Genomic DNA, 17130 nt, shown 5'->3' with positions numbered 1-17130 from the left:
ATAGAGAGAAGGATTTTTATCCCTCTTTCCAATAGAACTCGATTACGAATCGAGTCTATTTGTGGGTTAAGCCGAATCTTGGCTTTACCCATATCATAAAAGGCTATGCGAAAGAGTTAATCTATTTTTTGGATGAAGCTGCAAAAAATTAATAAGAGCTTCCTCTTTCATAGGTATATGCCTCAATGGACACCAGCGTTGGAGGGTTGTTTGCAAGAAACAGAGGCCATTGTACAGTCCTTGCAGATAGGTAATTGGTTCCCTGTGGACTGGAGAAGTTCTTTAGGCCAAGTTGGGTTATGGGAAATCATCGACCATGGAGAAGCAATTGGTATTTTTAGACCTGGTATGGATGTGTTAAACCTTGGTTCTGGTAGCGGAATCTCATCGATGCTCTGGGCTGTACGAGGGTATCATGTTGTTGGTATTGAGATTGAACCAAAATTAGTTGCCTGTGCACGAGCTCAGGTACAGAAATACCGTCACTTGTTCTCTCGACATCTCCCGGTCTTTATCCAGGGAAGCTATTTCCCTGCATCCTATCTTGAGCAACGAAGCAAAAATTCAGCAGATCTATCCACGGGAAAACCTCCAAAAATTTGCCCTTGTTGCTGGAGATGATGCTCTTAATCAGGCAAACCTCGATTTTAGAAACTTTCAGATTTTCTTTGCCTATCCTCACTTAATTCAGGCACCTTCGCAGATAGAACTGTTTGTCCGCTATGCTGCTCCTGAGGCTGTTTTTTGTCTTACTAATCCCCTGAATAAAGAAGATTATCTGGTTTTGGGAGCAACAATGCATTTCTCTCTCTATTTTCTCAAAAAACTTCCAATGCAGCAATAGCTGTAGTTCATAAGTTCCGCAGTTATCCCTCTGTTCTATTTTTCTTGCCGTACGTAACTATGATATTGTCATCCTCTGCAATAGGGTAATACTGGGGCATTGCAATCTTTTGTCCATTAATAATAACATCCATACTCATTGTTGCATTGGTACAGTATGCAGGCTCAGCAAATATTGGTGGGAGAGTCATGCAGGTTTCATTCAGGTTTCCGTCCAACGAGCGGAAGAGCATGCTTAAGGTAATGCCTGTCGCATGCACATGGATTCTTGTGTTGTTTCCTTCTTCGGGATGGAGATGGACGAATTTGCTGACTTTGTTTTGGCTCCAAAACATCATATCTCCTGTTTCAGGTGCCTGGAGCTCTTCTTTTGCAAAGTCACGTTCTTTGCCGTTGATGAAGACCGTGAGATTCGCATGATGATGAGCAGTTTGTAATCGCCCAACCCCACTGATCTTTTCTAGTTGGTTGAGGTACACGATGGTGTTGAGGTGATTCGCTTTTTCAGTCTGCCAGGCTTGCCAAAAGAAAACCGTGCTTGCTGCCAGAAGAATAATGATGACAAAGATAACGACCCGCGTCCATTTTTTCATGCGCTGAGTATTTTTCTTTCCTATTTATACGTTTCTTTTTTTGGAGCTCCATCCAAAAATTCGCTACCGCTCAGGTTAGCAGCTTCAAAATTCTTAACCTGTGATGTGAAAGGGCTATGTTCCCGTAGGGAGCGTCCCCTCATAACGCCCGTGATCATGTATCTCATTGAATTTTGACTTGAGGCTGCTAACCCCTTTTTTGGATGAAGTTTTTTTCGGTAGCCTCTGACAATCTTCCGGTTTATCTTCCAGAAGCTGTTTAAATCTTTTTGTTGTCCACCTTCCTGCATGGAGCCTTCTTTATTTTTACAATTTGTGTTGGGAATCCTTGTAGGAATTGCTGCAGGGATTATCACCGGTTTAATCCCCGGTGTTCACATTAATCTCGTCGCAGTCATGCTTATTTCACTCTCTACTTTTTTTCTTAGGTTTGTGCATCCTCTCACCTTGGGAGTGGCTATTGTAGCAATGTCCGTAACCCATACCTTTCTTGATACGATCCCTTCTATTTTCTTAGGTGCACCTGAGTCAGAAACTGCCCTGGGCGTGTTGCCCGGACATCGATACCTCCTGAAGGGCCATGGTTTTTTGGCAGTACAACTTACCATTGTTGGTAGTTTTGGTGCCTTACTCTTGAGCATTCTGTTCTTTCCCCTGTTTGTTCCACTTGCCCAATGGATCTATCCTCTCATTAAGGAGTATGTGGGGTATCTTCTCATCGCCGTTGCTTGCTTCATGATTCTGCGAGACAGGAAAAAGATATGGGCCTTGATTCTATTTTTAATCTCAGGAATCTTTGGGGTGCTTGTTCTTACCTATCCAGGACTTTCAGATCCACTCTTCCCTATGCTTTCAGGGCTGTTCGGCATAAGCACCTTACTTGTCAGCCTTTTTGAGAATGAACATCTTCCCCCACAAGAATATACCTCAGAAATTCCTCTTCAAAAAGCAACCACCTGTAAAGCATTGTTGAGTGGACAATTCTCAGGATGGCTAACCTCTCTCTTGCCGGGTTTGGGAGCTGCGCAGGCAGCCATCATCTCATTGCAGCTTACGCGAAAGTTAGGTGATCAGGGATTTATGATTCTCTTAGGAAGCATCAACACCGTAAGCTTCGTACTGAGCTTGGTTACATTTTATGTTCTTGATAAAGCGCGAAATGGCTCAGTAGTAGCGCTCCAGCATTTTATTGACGAACCGTCAATGAACGTTATTCTGTTATTTTTAGCAAGTGCGTTGGTTGCGGGTAGCATCGGCATGCTTTTAGCAATATTTTTTGGAAAACTCTTTGCTAACCTTATTATGAAAGTAAATTATCATAAGCTTATCATCGGCGTCATGCTCTTGGTCATCATTCTTGTCGGTATTGTTACTGGCTGGATAGGCCTTTTCATCCTTCTCATCAGCACTGCCATTGGCATTATCCCTGCGATCCTTAAAACCCAGCGAACCCATGCCATGGGTTGTCTCCTTTTGCCGGTTATTTTGTTTTTTATTTTATAAATGACATACTCCCAAATAATCCAGAGGTATAAATATGGCAACAAAGAAACACTCAACCAAAAAATGGGAAGTGAGTTTAATGGAAATTCAAAACCATAGAGGTACGAAATTCAAAGTAACAAGGAGGTTACCAGAAATGTCAGTGGCAGAAACAAAAGTTTTTACAACAAAAAAGAAAGCTACGAGATTATTTGATGAGTGGCTCAAATAGTTCATTGATTTTACTGTTTAAAATCTCAATTAGTTGAGCCTGGTTATAATGGTACACGTCAGGAATATCAAGGGAAAGTATATATTTAAGTAGATATTGTTTAGGAAACCTATGAGCTATCTCAGCACGCTGGGTTTCTTCCATAACAACTATAGTGTCAGCCCAAGAAATCTGTTTTTCAGTAACAGGTTTAGCATTATAAAGACCTGCTGATTTAGTGTTAAATCTATCTTTGAAGATTTCCTCAGCAGTTTTGCTTCGGTTCTGGTTTTGATTACAGATAAACAACACATTCATAGTAAACATACAAGTAGAACTTAAATATAAAGTTTACTTCTTATTTAGGATTTCGTTCCCGTCTTCTATCGCTCCCCAAAATAAAAATATATATATATATATATAAGTGTATATTAGTATCTCTTTGAGTATATTTGAAAGTAAAGGAGGCGAAATTATGAAAAAAAGTGGCGTGATAATCGTAGGTTTGGCTGTAGCTATTCTGTTACTCGCAGGATGCACTACCAAAGGTGCAACAGGCGGGGCATATCAGGGATTAGACAATCGTCTTGACAAACTTGAAGGAGCACTTGGGGTTACCGGATTGGGAAATGGTTCTTGTTGGGACACTGACGGTGGTCTCAATTACTTTGTAAAAGGTACGGCCTATGGGATTAATGGTACAACTTGGACTGATTATTGTTCGAGCAGCGTTCTTCTTGACGAGGCTTACTGTCAAGTGAATGGATCTGTAGCTTCTCAACGCGTTAATTGCTCGACATTCTTTTCTACCTCATGTATCAATGGCGCATGCGCAAATGAAACCCCGGGAGACTGGTGTAAAGACTCTGATGGTGGAAAGGTCTATGATCTCAAGGGAAGTGTCTATGGTTTTGCAGAGGGAAGAGGGAACTATAGTTTCGTGGACACATGCATTAATCAGAACTACCTTGACGAGCGTTATTGTGTTGGTGAGGGATTCTCGACGACTGGCATAACGTGCACTGACTACGGCTACAAAGGATGTCAAAACGGTGAGTGTTATGGGTCTGAATATAACGAAACCTACTGCTATGACAGCGACGGTGGCATAAAGCCGTATGTCAAAGGCTATGTCAATGCTACTGAAGGCCAACATGGCACTGATTTTTGTAATACCGGTGTTACCCTTGTCGAATACTATTGTACCGGTGATGTTGGTGCTATCACACTTGTCAACTGTACCCGCGGTTGTATCAACAGCAGTGGCGTATGTAAAGCCCAACCACCTATTTCTATCAACATGAGCGTTAGCAACAGAACGCTGCAATAGGTCTTAGTAGTACTTTCTTTTTTTCTTTTTACAAAAGCTATTTAAACCCCCTGTTATTTCCCTCTCCTATGAAAGGCGTTATTGTGAATTTTCGACGTGCACGACATCATCAGTATGACAACCAAATGGTTGTTAAGGTAGAGGGTGTTGATGCAAAGGAAAAGGCAGCACAACTTGTAGGGACGGCTGTTTCGTGGAAGAACACGCAAGGAACGGAGATTAAAGGAGTTGTGCGCAGCAGTCATGGTAATAAAGGATGTGTTCGTGTGTTGTTCGAGAGAGGAATGCCCGGCCAGGCCTTAGGCAATAATGTCGATCTTCAGTAAATTCTCTTTCTTTTCGAAAGTTTGCTTTGTCTCGCCAGCGCCATGGCTGTATTTTTCTTTGATAGGTTGAGTAAATTGCTCAATACAATAGAAAACCTTATATATTAGTACTGTTTAGTGGTAACTAACATGAGAAACCTCGAAAGAATTGTAACTGGCCTTGTTGTTCTTGGAGCAGCAGCAGGCGTTGATAAAGATCCAGCATGGTATCTAGGTGCTGCAAAGCAAGCATTGGCAGTGCCGTATACTGTTGGCAGGGTTCTTGGACACTATGGATTAGATGCAGCAGGCGATGCTATTGATAATGCTCAACAAGCTCCCCTTGAAACTGTCCTGAGTGCCGTAGTTGCTTATGCCGCTGTGCAAGGTGCGCTGCATCTTTGTCATAGACGAAGACGGGCACCTACGCCGTTGCCTTATGGAGCACCTCCTCCTCCTGGAGCTCCTCCTCCTACCCCTACCCCTTGACCATGAATGCAGCACCAGCAGCTGCACACCCTGCAGCAGGACCAGCAAAGGCTGAAAGTGGAAGTGGTGGTTTAGAGCATATTGTTAATTCCAGCTGGATTGCAACTCCTGTAAAAGCCATAGCATATGGTGCTGGTATTATTCTCGGTGGTATGTATGGTTCAGCATATGCAGATGCCTATGCCTCTTCCTTAGGTTCTTGGACAAGCTATGTCATGCCTATTCTTGGTGCTACTGCTGGACAAACACTTGGCGTTGTCGCTGGTGGGCTTGTTGGTTATGGCGCAGTGTATGCACTCTATCATACTGCATCATGGTTCTACCATGCTTTATTTGGCAGCAAAAAGAACAAAAAACATCTTGGAAAGCACGCTGAGAAGCTTGGTGGGCATGGACATTAATAGCCTCCCTCTCCTATTCGTGTCTGAAAAGATTGCCTGTTGGAAGATCAGGTCGAGGTCTCTTTCTTCTGAATTCTCCTTCGCGGTTGAGATAATCAACAAAGCCAACTATATAGAGTGCAGTTCCTCTCTGAACAGGTTGCTTGAATTCTATGACATAGTAATCCTTTAGTCCGAGTGTCAGAAGTTTGATAAGTGGACTGCGCTTTACTCGAGCAACAACATTTTGCGCGTTATCACGGAGATCATAGTACTTACCCAATCCTAATGTCCTCAACGTTGCGATAAAGTCTTGGTCAAGCACTAAAGCGTCACTTGCTAATCCGGTGACATTGTATAATTTTCCTAATTCTACTTGTTCCTTTTTTTTACCAAAAAGTGAACTTGTTCTTCGCAGGTATGATCCAAGGTAAGGAACAAGCGTGAAGGGAAATGCAACAGCACTTACCATAAGCTTGAATGGAAGTCCATACCAACTCTGGAATAAACTGGGTTTGTACTGTTCGAGATGCACTGCTTTTCCGCCGCCAGGAGGTTGAATGACCATGGCAGTTTTTCGATAATGTGAAAATCGGCCACGATTAAGCTCGCTTTCTAGTGGTGGGTCCTCACACCAGTCAACGAGGTTGTCAAGAGAATGTCTTGAAGTATCAATCGCTGCACCATAGAACGCCTTTCCTTGATCTCCGCCACGGTTGAACTTTGTCACACTTCCAAGATGTTCTCCCCCTGATGCAATCTCCCCGATGAATCGTGGATGGTACTTCGTAACTTCGGCATATTTTTCTTGCAATGGTCGTACAGGAAAGTTAGCAGACCAATTGCTCGGATAGAACAACCAGTGAAAAATGTTATAACTAACCGTAATTCTACTAACGCTTTCTGTTCTTGCTTCGAGGTTGTTTGCCATAGTCACATCGCTTTTGTCTTTCTCCTCTGTGAGCATGGTAACTATTTAAACTTTTCGATTGTAGCCCCCAGTAGATAGTGACAAAAGATAGATACGTTTATTTACTACCTATTCCTTATGGTATATATACCATTAGGCATAACACCTACGAACCATCTTCACAGAAACATTTAAATATAACCTATGCCGAATGGCATATATTAAAAAATGAATATATTCCATTTGGTATAATCCCTATTACTACCAAAGAACCAAAATAAACCTCGCAAGGCCTTGATGAGCGCCAACGAAGGGTTTTGCGAAAGGTTTATATATCCCTTCTTTTTGGTATATATACCAATTGGTAAAGAAGCTCTTGAGGAGCATACAGAAGTGATCTGATGTTTCGCGTGTTGAGGTCGTTGAATCCTGATATCCTTTTTGATAGCTCGTTTTCTCTTCCTTCTTTTACCCAAGGATCACAAAAGCATCTTGTTCTTCTCGGCCCACAGCAATCAGGCAAAACCCGGACACTCCAAACGAGTATGCAGAGGATAACCGGGAAAAAGGAGGTTGTTTTTGTTGATCTATCACAGATCAGCACGAGTCCAGAGGGTTTTGCCATTGCCTTTATGGGTCATGTCTTATTCTGGTTACAAAGTAAAAAATGGGAAGAATTTCCCGATTATCTGAACCTTGAGAAACTTCTCCAGTCTTCATGTTCTCCTGCAGCAATGCAGAAACTTCAGCTTGTTGCAAATGAGCTTCAGAAGATTAAACCCAATCAACTGTTACTGGTACAAGAAGCGTTTTCTTTTCTTTCAGCAGCAACTCCAAATGAGCTTGTGCTTTACCTTGATAATATCCATTACCTTGATGAGTTAAATAACTTCCCAAAGATCGGAAATGTGCTTGCCATTCTTCATGATGCACTGCAAAAGCAGCCAACAGTGACGTGTGTAGCTGCGACGCATCAGGAAACTCAGTATGCTCGTCTGCTCCAGAAGTATGGTTTTACTATCGAATCATGGCATCCAGTTTCTCATGAAATCCTTGATAAGTGGCTCGTACACCAACATCAAATACTTTCGTCACAGGAACGTGCATTGTTACTTCAGATAACCAATGGACATCCTGCATTGATTCGAGCAATTGTTACACGATATCAACACGCACATGAAAAGAATCTTAAAAAAGTAATCCTTGAGGAATTGTTGGATGAGCAAAGCATCGTGCATCAGTGGTGTAGTAATGTGTATCAGGAATCGCTCGCACGAGCACGAGGACAGAGTTTGTTGCGTGTTATTCTTCACGTCCTGGCGTATCATGAGGCATTGCGTTTGAGCGATGTTGCACGAAAGATCTATCGCAGTGCTCCTGTTACGAAGAGTTTGTTAGAACGATTGATGGAAGTGGATCTTGTTGCAAAGCAGCAAAACACCTTTACTATTCCTTCTCTATTACTCCGTCACTGGATACGCCTCCAGCAGCAAGGTTTAGTGGCTGATCACGAAGTTATTGCTGCGTTGACAAAAAAAGGTGAGGGCCTATGAATAAACGATACCTCATGGTCCTCATACTTTTAACGATCCTTTTAGCCCATACGCTCCTTGTCGAGGCTGCACTTACTGATACTGTTAAGAACAAATATGACAGCTTGAAAGGAAAGATAAGCGGTGGATGGGGAAAAGTTGCTGGACTATTCACTCCAGAGTTCTTCATCAATGTGTTCATTATAGCCTTTGTCCTCTACCTTGCTTATCGTTACCTTATTGGAAAGTTCATTAGAGGGAACACTACACCCAGTGATACTGACAATACTTTTGCTTATATCGTTATTGTCGGCCTTGCAATCTTCATCGCATATCAAATTGGCGGTGGAGTGTACTTCTGGAAGCATCCATCACTAGTCAAGTATGTCGAAAAACACTTCCTCGTCAATGCAGTAGTTCTTGCTGCTGCTGGTCTCTTTATCATTCGGTTACTAGCAATGTGGAGCACACAGGCAAGAACATTAAATGATGATCACAATCGTAACTTGACGACGGTTGTTATTATTATTCTTGCTCTGGTTGTTGCAGCAAACCTCCAGGGATTATTGGCTAGTACGGGTACTACGGGTACTCCACCTCCACCACCACCAACTGCAGGTAAGTACATCTGGGAAATGGATTGGTTTACTACAGGAAAGACCTATCTCTTGGGTGATTCTAAAACATGGAAGATGTATGGTAAAGAGGTTAATGGTGTTACGGTATACTGTGCCAATGATGATGGTACTGATTGTGCTGTCTTACGGCCACCCCATTTATGGGTACTTATCGGAGCCTCATTACTGTACTACTTTTCCTTTAATTCGTTCATTGGAAGCAATCAACGAGGGGGGCTTGGCAGCACTGCATGGTGGATGATTTCCATCTATCTCGCAATCTTGGCAGCACAAAGTGGTTTACGCTTTGAGACCTTGATAACCTTTGGATACTACATTTTGATACTTATCCTCTATCGTGCAGTTAGGGCAGGGAGCAATGATAATGCTCCGCTTGCAGGCGCTATAGCCTATGGGATTGTAAACACCCTTGCCAATACTGCATTTAAAAGTCTCGATGCAGCACCAGGTATTACAAAAATCTTTTTTGGTGGAAGCTTTATTGGAAACGCCATTGCTGGGTTTATCGTCATGTATTTAGCTTCACGAGGACCTCAACAGAGAGCCGGCTGGGTTAACCGTACCCTCGGATGGATAAGCGGAATACCTAGACGCCTCATGAGAGGAGGGGGTCAGGCAGGTCCACAACCACCTTCAGCAGCAGCAGCAGCAGCAGCAGCACAGCAGCAGCAACTCCAGCAGAACATGCAAGGTAATATTGCGGCTTTGCAGGCTCTTGCAAACACGATGGGGCAGCCTATTCAGATTGGGTCAACTATTGTTATTAATCCACAGGCACAACCTCCACCTCAGCCTCCTCCTGCCCAACCACCTTTGCCAGTTCCGACACCAGGAGGGAGTGGAGGACAAGGTACAGCAGGAGGGACTGGCCCTTAAGGTGATTATCGTAAATGAACGTCCATAGTATGACTAACAAAGAACAAGGTGAAAAAAATGGTACAGCTTAGTGAACAACAAGGAGTAGAGCAGGCATTGCATTTCATCCAGAATCAAGAGTTGCGTGCAGAGCTTCAGAAAAGGTATGATGAACATTTAATTACTGCACAGCAACTTCTCCAATTGCTTGTAGACTTCTTTTCCTTAGTAGTAGAGGATCTTGTCTGGGGAAGACTACATCAAGCTCGAGCCGGTAACATGGGTACGTATGTTGCGCAATACTATCTAGCACCAAAAGAAGCGAGAGATCATTTTGCGCATGTACCACCCTCCAAAGAAAATCCTGCCTATGATGAAACTGCAAAGCCAATGACCACAGAGGATTATGAAACAGCTCTCTTACATGCACTTCAACAAAGAAGAGAACTTCCTAGCTTTTCTGAGCCATTATTTAAAGGTCAATTAATGTCTCTTACGGGCATTGCTCTCGTAGGAAGGGAGCGAAGTAGTAGACTCTTAGAATTCCTTCATGAGGTTGAGCGAGAAAGCGCTGTGAAGGGACATATACCTGAGGAATCAAACCACAACACTTAAATTATTCCTCATCTCAAGGTGAACTATGGCAGAGATATTGAAGTTTCCTTACATCGGAAGCATTGGTCAACCGAGATACACTCCTAAAGATCACCATGCCCTTACGGCTGAAGTTCAAAAACTGCTCGCTACCTATCTTGAGATTTTTCGTTTTGTTCAGGAAAATATTATTGAACGTTCTCAGAAGGCAGAAGAGATGGCAGATGTCCACATTCAATGGCTTCAGCAAAGTCTTGCTGACTTACGATCAACGCGAGCAAAACTTCGAAGTACGCGAAGCGATGACAAGGTAAAGCATCGTGCAGCCCAAGGTATGCTTGAGCATCTTGACAAGCTTATTGCGAATAGAAGAGATGCCCATGATCCAGGAACAGCTATCCTGCTCGAGAAGCTTCAGACAGTTGTTGGCAAGGATGGCCAGGCTGAGATTGTCTGGTTGAGAGAAGAGGAGAATGCGTTCATGTTGGCAGATCCTCAGCATCTGCGTAGCTATCTCGACGAGGTTATCCGGAAAGAAAAAGAACGTTTAAGCATTGGTTCGAATGATAAACATCTCCGTGATCTTCTCAATGATCTCACCAAGATTGAACGAAAACTTCTGGCATTGTGGGGGACACAGCCTGAAAAACCAGAACGAATATATCTTGCAGAGAAGAGAGCACAGCTGGAGAAGCTTCCCAAAGATCACCAACTATTGGCAATACTTGTCAAGTTTATTGGAGAACTCTTCAGAGATTTGCGAGAGGTCTATCATGATAATGCCTTACAGGAATCATTAGGCAGGCCAGGAAAAGTGCGACAGGTACGTATGCTTCCTGACTTGGTTACCTACCTAAAAAAACTGGAAGAAGCATGTCGATTGGCAGACGAGGACGTCGAAAAGGACTGGGGGAGTTTTAGAGCATTCAGAAAAGAAGTAGGCATGCACATCGCTCGCGTTAAAGTAACGTATAGTGATCAAGATCTAGCAGTTCTTATGGAACAGGCCAATCGTAATGAGCGTGAATATGGGGATCAACCTACAGTCTGGCGGACATTCTTTCATGAGCGAGTGGCAATATTAACTGACCTCAATGATGCACGTAGAAATGATTATGTAAGAGAATTGGTGGTTAAGGCAGTTGATCAACTCGATGCTGGAATCACGCAGCGTGAGACTGAGCTTGTTGGAGAAGAACAGGTGTTTAAGCAAAAGCTTAAAGGGGTTATTGATCAGCGTATAGCGTACTTAGAGCGTGCAGATTTTAAGATTGCTGATATGCTTCTCTCTCTCTTTACTCGGAGAAAAGAATACTGGGAAGAACGAAAAAAAGAACTTATGGGTACCTATCATGATCGGCGGCTTGAGCCTTTTTTTGAGCAACTAGCGACTATTGCTGAACGCTTAGAGCACTTGGATAAGCAGAGTACACCACTTGCAGCAGAGTATGCTACCTATGAAAAAACAGGTACGGCAATATTACCTGATCGCATTCGATTAACACAATGGCTTCTTGCGCAGTTTGAACGAGCTCGTGACCATCCCACTGCACCCTTACCGTATGAAAAAATGAAACAGGTAAGTGAATGGCTTCAGGGTGTGCGCCAGAAATTCGTCGTGCAGGAAGAAGCAATGGAGCCGCAATGGCAGGCACAGGATCAAGAGCTTCAGGAATTATTACCCTTACTCAGGAAAGTGATCGATGATTACAATCGTGAGATGCGTACTGTTGTCGGAGAGCTTGCACATCGAATTCGGGAAGAAAGTGCTGGTCCAGAGCGGTTATTACACTCTCGTGTTCGAGAGGCTCATCTTAGTGGAAGAGTTATGTCCGGTGGAACTGTTACTTCACGACCTCATACGCCTGATACCAAGATGAAATATGCAGCCTAGTAACCTGTTTTATCCATCTTTACGTTGTTTACCCTTTCAATGATTTCAATCTCTTTCAAAGTCTTCCAAAGGTATTTATAAAAGCGTATCCATCCTTACGATATGGCAAGCAAAAATTTCCTTCTCCTCTCGTTAGAGGATGAACAGGCCAAGAAAGTAGCAACGGTTGTTAGCAATGATTCCTGTAGAAAAATCCTTGATTATCTTGCCGTCCATGAAAATGCTACTGAATCAGCATTGGCAGCAGCACTCCAAGTCCCTATCTCGACGGTTCATTACAATCTGCAGTTGCTCCTTAAAGCAGATCTCGCCAAGGCAGAAGAATTTCACTACAGTGAAAAAGGAAAGGAAGTCTTGCATTACCAGTTAGCCAATAAGTATATTATTATTACCCCACAAAAAACAAAGGGCCTCAAGAGTAAACTCAGAAGCATCCTTCCTGCTGGACTGATTACCTTGGCTATTGGAGGCATTGCGCAGTTGTTTTTGCAAATCCAGCAAAGGTCAGCATTAAGCACACCAAATGCTATGGATGGTGCTGTGCAACAGATGGCAAAAGCATCTATGGATCTTGAAATGGCCCCAGCTTCTGATGAAGCATTGATGGCTGTTGATGATGCTATTAGGGAACCAGTTACGGAGTCTTTTTTTTCAACATTGAGCTCTTCACCAGTGTTTTGGTTCATTGTTGGCGCTCTTGTCGCCCTTTTGGTGTACGTACTTTGGAGTTGGTACCGAAATAGGGAGACGAAAGAGTAAAGGAGAACATAAGATTTTTAGCTGAAGATTTAACAATTATAACGAAATATATAAAGGTGAAACTATGAAAACCACATCAGGTTCAAAAGGTACATTTTTTTCAAGTATGTTTTTGGTGCTTCTTGCTGTTCTGCTGCTTGGAACAGCAGGCTGTGTTGTTAATCGTGATCCGAGCCCTACCACTCCTCCAAACGGATCAGTCATCAGATTTGATGATGGAAGTAATGCAACACTCAGTGGGCTAAATACCTTTACGACAACTGAAGAATTGCGGTCATATCTTACGACGTCACGAAATTATGCCTATTCTTCTGGCAGAGGTTTTGGTAGTTATGTAAAAGAAATGGCAGGAGTAGCAACTGCAGATATGGCTATGGATGCAGAGCAAGCTGCACCTTCCCCAGGTGATAATGGTGCAACTGATTATTCACAAACCAATGTGCAAGTGTTGGGTGTAGATGAGGCAGATTTTGTGAAAAATGATGATCAATACCTTTACATGGTTTCAGGCCAGCGATTACTGATTGCAGATCTCTACCCTGCAGAAGAAGCAGAGATGCTTTCAACCACGCTTTTCGACAGCCAGCCTCGTGCACTGTTTGTTAACAAGGACAGGTTAGTGCTCTTTACCGAAGACGATGAAGAGATCTATAGGATTGCTCAATATGATTATTTCCCCTCACCCCAATGGATTGTCAAGACGCATGCCTTGGTTTATGATATCAGCAATCGTTCAGCTCCAGAACTGGTTGAGGATTACAGTATCAAAGGAAATTTTTATGATGGTCGGATGATTGGAGACCAAGTCTATTTTATTGTACGCGAATATCTCTACAGTCCTGAAATGGTAGCTATGCCTGTTGTCTATCGTGGAGCAGCTGCCATGAAACGACCATTGGTCTATTATTTTGAGAATCCTGAACAGGAATATACCCTCCACACTATTGCATCCTTTACTATGGATAAGGAAGAAAGCTTAGATGCACAGAGTTTCCTCTTAGGCTACTCTTCAACGTTGTATGTTTCACAAGACAATATCTATCTCGCGTATGAAAAAACTCTTCCCTATGCCTATGCTGAAACAGAACAGCAAAAGCGATTTTATGAGGTTGTGGTTCCTCTCTTTCCTGAGGATGTTCAACAACAGATAACCACTATTCGCGATGCTGAGCCAGAAACCAATGAAACAAGTACCGCTAGCTGGGACGAGATTAGCAACGTTCTTGATGCAATGTACCAGAACATGACTGAACAGGAAAAGGAAGAGCTCCTGACCAAGATTGAGGATGCCATTACTGAGTATGAAATTACCCAAGAGCAGGAACGAAGAAAAACCATTGTGCATAAGATTGGCATTGATGATGGAATTATAACCTATAAGGGTCAGGGCGAAATCAAAGGTTCATTGTTGAATCAATTTTCCTTAGATGAATCTGGTGGTTATCTGAGAGTTGCTACCACAACCTATGCCTATACGAATAGAGGATCAACCATGGAGAACAATGTCTATGTATTGGATGAAAACTTGGATGTTGTTGGAGAACTTGAGGAGCTTGCTCCTGACGAACGGATCTATGCAGCCCGCTTTATTGGATCTCGATTGTATCTCGTAACCTTCAAACGTATTGATCCCTTGTTTGTCATTGATTTGAGTAGTCCGACAAAGCCAAAAGTGCTTGGCGAATTAAAAATCCCTGGGTATTCAGATTACCTCCATCCGTATGATGAGAACCATGTGATTGGCATTGGGAAAGAAACCGAGGGAAATGAATGGGGAGGCGTTTCTGTCAAAGGAGTCAAGGTTGCTCTTTTTGATGTCTCTGACGTTACGCATCCAGAGCAGATCGACAGCGAAGAAATTGGAGATTCAGGAACAGACTCTGAGGCACTGCACGACCACAAGGCATTCCTCTTTTCCAAAGAGAAAAACCTTTTAGTGCTGCCTATTACCGAGGTTACTGAGCGAAGTGAAAACTCACGCTTTGGCTGGCGACAAAAACTCTGGCAGGGTTCATACGTCTTCCATGTTGATGAGGAAGGAATAGAAGTTAAGGCAAAAGTACCTCACGGAACACAGCAATCTTCGTACTGGTACTATTACGGTTCCAGTGACACCGTCAGGAGATCATTGTATCTGGATAATGTGCTCTACACGATCTCCTCAAGTAAGGTTGTCATGACCAGCTTAGACAATTATAGTAACCTAGGAACTCTTGAACTTCCTTATGAGCGTGAGGAATATCCAGTAATGTATGACTAAGCAATTTTGTTTTATTTTTGTTTTTTATTTATTCCTTCTCTTATAACTTTACCTTGGGACAATACGTATACTCTTCTCTTCCGGAATTATCGTAACCTCTTCTTCATTCTTTAGGTTATATTTCTCCACTAATTCTTTAGGTATTCTCAACCCTAAACTCATACCAAGAAAATGAATCTATATTAATTCAGTTGCAATCGTGATTTCACCATGTAAATCTTCTACCATTTTCAGCTTGATTTGTTCGTAATTCATTTTTTGAGCAAGCAACCATGCCAGTTTTGTTGTCATTGCTTCAATACTCATATCAAACGCAGGGATAGCAAGATCATTTTCTTTCAAATACTGCCCGTTTTCATTGACTTGGAAATTCGAGACTCCTCCTGGTGCTTGGGTAGTTACAATAATAGGAATTTTCTTTTTCTTTAAATATTTAAACACAGGAAATAAATGAGAACTTGGATCTCCTGCACCAAAAGCCCTCAAAATAAAGGCCTTGACCCCATTATTTTCAGCTAATGATTGAAAAATATCTACAGACATACCAGGGAATTCGGTAAGCGATACAATGCTTTTGGTATCAAAATCCTTCCTAACGCTTAGTACCCTTGATTGAATGGCTAATGGTTTTGATTTTGACAGATAAGCAACATGTTTTTTTAATGCAGCCTCATCGATTTTCATAAAACGCCCAATCTGTCCTAGAGCACCTGTCTGAAAAGACTTGAAGGGATCATAATCGAAATCAGTTCCCTTTTTAACTCGTGTTCCAGTAATGATTCTACTTCCAAAGAGTACCATGACCCCCTTAACCTCATGATAACCCCATACGGCTAACCGCAAAGAATTAACAAGGTTAGTTACTGCATCCGTGCCCAGATACCCTAAAGGAACCTGTGCTCCGGTAAGGATAACCGGTTTGTTAATGTTCTCTAAAGCAAAGGATAATGCAGACGCGGTATATCCCATAGTGTTGGTGCCATGGAGTATGATAAAGGAATCATAAGCATCATATTTTTTCTGTATCTCTTCTATAAGAAACGTCCAATTTTCAGGCTGCAGATTTGAGCTATCAGTATCAAAAAGTTCCTCAACCGTAGGATGAATTTCAATGTTCCAATTTTGTTTAACAATAGCAACTGAATTATCGAGTATAGAAATAAAACTGTTTGGGTCAGATTTTTGGTTTTGTGAGACCTTACTCTTAGCAACATTCCCGGCAATTGTTCCTCCGGTTAATATCACTAATATCCTTTTTTTGGTGTATGAGGACATAATTTCGTTGAAAAGTTAAAATTATATAAATATATCCATTTTGGGTAAGGATTCACGAATATGACTCACTTCACACGAATACTGTACGATGTTTCTCCATTGAGGAAGAAGTGTTTGTAAAGATCGACATTTTTTCTCTGTGCGGTGACTTGCATGGCCCGAAGTGGACTAACCAATGTCATGGGATCTTCTCGGAGCGTATCCATCACCGCTGCAAAATCTTCTGTTAGTACCAAAAAATCCAGAGCAAAATGAGCAGTGCCAACCCCTTTTCGGCTGTCGACTGAAAAATCTGGATTCTGCGCATAGGCCCCAGGAACTGCAGCAATGGAGAGTACTTTTTCAATGCCATAGGTAGGGTTAACATGTCTCACCAAACGAGCAGCAAACGGTCGTGTATCATAATTGTTCCCTTCTACCAGAATAACATTTTCTTTGCTGTTCTTTATCCATTCCTCTTCCCACAAATCATCAGCTCTGGTGCCAATACTAAACGGAACTGTTGCATCAAACTTATAAAAATCCTTTCCTGAGAAAAAAGGATCTTCCCGAGCAAGTGATTGCGGAGGCTTAAAACTACCTCGATAGGGGCATAGTGAAAGTATTTCTTGAAGACTTGAACGATCTCTATGAGCCATAGACATTAATAGTAACAGAAATACTATTTAAATCTTTCTAGTTTAACCACTCTTAAGTGATATATTTGATTTTAGCGGCACAGAACATCTCCTTATGAACGCGCATGCCTTTCACGCTAACTCTTTTTACCTCCTTACCCTG

At 42.4% G+C, this 17130-nt stretch carries 21 protein-coding genes; 14 read left to right on the top strand and 7 right to left on the bottom strand.

The features are described from left to right. Positions 1–177 precede the first annotated feature (177 nt). Both HYW21_09465 and HYW21_09460 read left to right on the top strand, forming a co-directional pair. A complete protein-coding gene (locus tag HYW21_09465; GenBank protein ID MBI2549547.1) occupies positions 178–621 on the top strand; it encodes a methyltransferase domain-containing protein in 444 nt (147 codons plus the stop codon). Continuing rightward, positions 545–844, top strand: a complete 300-nt coding sequence (locus HYW21_09460) for a hypothetical protein (protein MBI2549546.1) — start codon at positions 545–547, stop codon at positions 842–844. Before HYW21_09465 ends, HYW21_09460 begins: the two co-directional genes overlap by 77 nt. Positions 845–866: 22 nt before the next feature. On the opposite strand, the gene HYW21_09455 is transcribed toward HYW21_09460, so the two are convergent. Together HYW21_09455 and HYW21_09450 are read right to left on the bottom strand one after the other, a co-directional pair. Next, on the bottom strand, positions 867–1436 hold the full coding sequence (locus HYW21_09455; GenBank protein MBI2549545.1) for a hypothetical protein: 570 nt from the start codon (positions 1434–1436) through the stop codon (positions 867–869). Between the two features lie 20 nt (positions 1437–1456). After that, on the bottom strand, positions 1457–1726 hold the full coding sequence (locus tag HYW21_09450; GenBank protein MBI2549544.1) for a hypothetical protein: 270 nt from the start codon (positions 1724–1726) through the stop codon (positions 1457–1459). Here HYW21_09450 and HYW21_09445 point away from each other — a divergent pair. Both HYW21_09445 and HYW21_09440 read left to right on the top strand, forming a co-directional pair. Then, a complete protein-coding gene (locus HYW21_09445; protein ID MBI2549543.1) occupies positions 1725–2939 on the top strand; it encodes a tripartite tricarboxylate transporter permease in 1215 nt (404 codons plus the stop codon). The genes HYW21_09450 and HYW21_09445 overlap by 2 nt on opposite strands. Positions 2940–2973: 34 nt before the next feature. After that, complete coding sequence (locus tag HYW21_09440) at positions 2974–3150, top strand: hypothetical protein (GenBank protein ID MBI2549542.1); 177 nt, start codon at positions 2974–2976, stop codon at positions 3148–3150. Here HYW21_09440 and HYW21_09435 read toward each other — a convergent pair. After that, positions 3127–3447 carry a protein tyrosine phosphatase gene (locus HYW21_09435; GenBank protein MBI2549541.1) on the bottom strand — a complete coding sequence of 107 codons (321 nt, stop codon included), beginning with the start codon at positions 3445–3447 and terminating at the stop codon, positions 3127–3129. The genes HYW21_09440 and HYW21_09435 overlap by 24 nt on opposite strands. A gap of 157 nt (positions 3448–3604) precedes the next feature. Between HYW21_09435 and HYW21_09430 the strand changes: the two genes are divergently transcribed. From HYW21_09430 to HYW21_09415, 4 genes are all read left to right on the top strand, one after another. After that, a complete protein-coding gene (locus tag HYW21_09430) occupies positions 3605–4459 on the top strand; it encodes a hypothetical protein (protein ID MBI2549540.1) in 855 nt (284 codons plus the stop codon). Between the two features lie 68 nt (positions 4460–4527). Beyond that, a complete protein-coding gene (locus HYW21_09425; protein MBI2549539.1) occupies positions 4528–4785 on the top strand; it encodes a 50S ribosomal protein L35ae in 258 nt (85 codons plus the stop codon). 129 nt (positions 4786–4914) lie between these two features. Beyond that, positions 4915–5253 carry a hypothetical protein gene (locus tag HYW21_09420; protein ID MBI2549538.1) on the top strand — a complete coding sequence of 113 codons (339 nt, stop codon included), beginning with the start codon at positions 4915–4917 and terminating at the stop codon, positions 5251–5253. Positions 5254–5255: 2 nt separating this feature from the next. Then, entirely contained in the window at positions 5256–5654 is a 399-nt protein-coding gene (locus HYW21_09415) for a hypothetical protein (GenBank protein MBI2549537.1), read from the top strand. Between the two features lie 13 nt (positions 5655–5667). Here HYW21_09415 and HYW21_09410 read toward each other — a convergent pair whose 3' ends face one another. Then, positions 5668–6564, bottom strand: a complete 897-nt coding sequence (locus tag HYW21_09410; protein MBI2549536.1) for a hypothetical protein — start codon at positions 6562–6564, stop codon at positions 5668–5670. 380 nt (positions 6565–6944) lie between these two features. Between HYW21_09410 and HYW21_09405 the strand changes: the two genes are divergently transcribed. From HYW21_09405 to HYW21_09380, 6 genes are all read left to right on the top strand, one after another. Then, positions 6945–8096 carry an ATP-binding protein gene (locus tag HYW21_09405; protein ID MBI2549535.1) on the top strand — a complete coding sequence of 384 codons (1152 nt, stop codon included), beginning with the start codon at positions 6945–6947 and terminating at the stop codon, positions 8094–8096. Next, positions 8093–9589 carry a hypothetical protein gene (locus tag HYW21_09400; GenBank protein ID MBI2549534.1) on the top strand — a complete coding sequence of 499 codons (1497 nt, stop codon included), beginning with the start codon at positions 8093–8095 and terminating at the stop codon, positions 9587–9589. Before HYW21_09405 ends, HYW21_09400 begins: the two co-directional genes overlap by 4 nt. 57 nt (positions 9590–9646) lie before the next feature. Beyond that, positions 9647–10183, top strand: a complete 537-nt coding sequence (locus HYW21_09395; protein MBI2549533.1) for a hypothetical protein — start codon at positions 9647–9649, stop codon at positions 10181–10183. Positions 10184–10208: 25 nt separating this feature from the next. After that, complete coding sequence (locus tag HYW21_09390; GenBank protein ID MBI2549532.1) at positions 10209–12056, top strand: hypothetical protein; 1848 nt, start codon at positions 10209–10211, stop codon at positions 12054–12056. 102 nt (positions 12057–12158) lie between these two features. Next, entirely contained in the window at positions 12159–12815 is a 657-nt protein-coding gene (locus HYW21_09385; protein MBI2549531.1) for a helix-turn-helix transcriptional regulator, read from the top strand. A 64-nt stretch (positions 12816–12879) separates the two neighbouring features. Then, the gene (locus tag HYW21_09380; protein MBI2549530.1) at positions 12880–15075 is read left to right on the top strand and encodes a beta-propeller domain-containing protein; all 2196 of its coding nucleotides are present in this window, start codon (positions 12880–12882) and stop codon (positions 15073–15075) included. A gap of 48 nt (positions 15076–15123) precedes the next feature. Here HYW21_09380 and HYW21_09375 read toward each other — a convergent pair whose 3' ends face one another. The 3 genes from HYW21_09375 to HYW21_09365 form a co-directional block, all read right to left on the bottom strand. After that, positions 15124–15237 (bottom strand): AbrB/MazE/SpoVT family DNA-binding domain-containing protein, encoded by a 114-nt coding sequence (locus HYW21_09375; GenBank protein MBI2549529.1) that lies wholly within the window; start codon positions 15235–15237, stop codon positions 15124–15126. A gap of 15 nt (positions 15238–15252) precedes the next feature. Beyond that, positions 15253–16350, bottom strand: a complete 1098-nt coding sequence (locus HYW21_09370) for an asparaginase (protein MBI2549528.1) — start codon at positions 16348–16350, stop codon at positions 15253–15255. Positions 16351–16415: 65 nt separating this feature from the next. Then, positions 16416–16988 carry a hypothetical protein gene (locus HYW21_09365; protein ID MBI2549527.1) on the bottom strand — a complete coding sequence of 191 codons (573 nt, stop codon included), beginning with the start codon at positions 16986–16988 and terminating at the stop codon, positions 16416–16418. Between the last annotated feature and the right edge of the window lie 142 nt (positions 16989–17130).

This window comes from Candidatus Woesearchaeota archaeon (genome assembly GCA_016187565.1).
Taxonomy (GTDB): domain Archaea; phylum Nanobdellota; class Nanobdellia; order Woesearchaeales; family JACPJR01; genus JACPJR01.
Note: the sequence above shows the minus strand (reverse complement) of the source record. Positions and strands in the feature narration are given on the sequence as shown.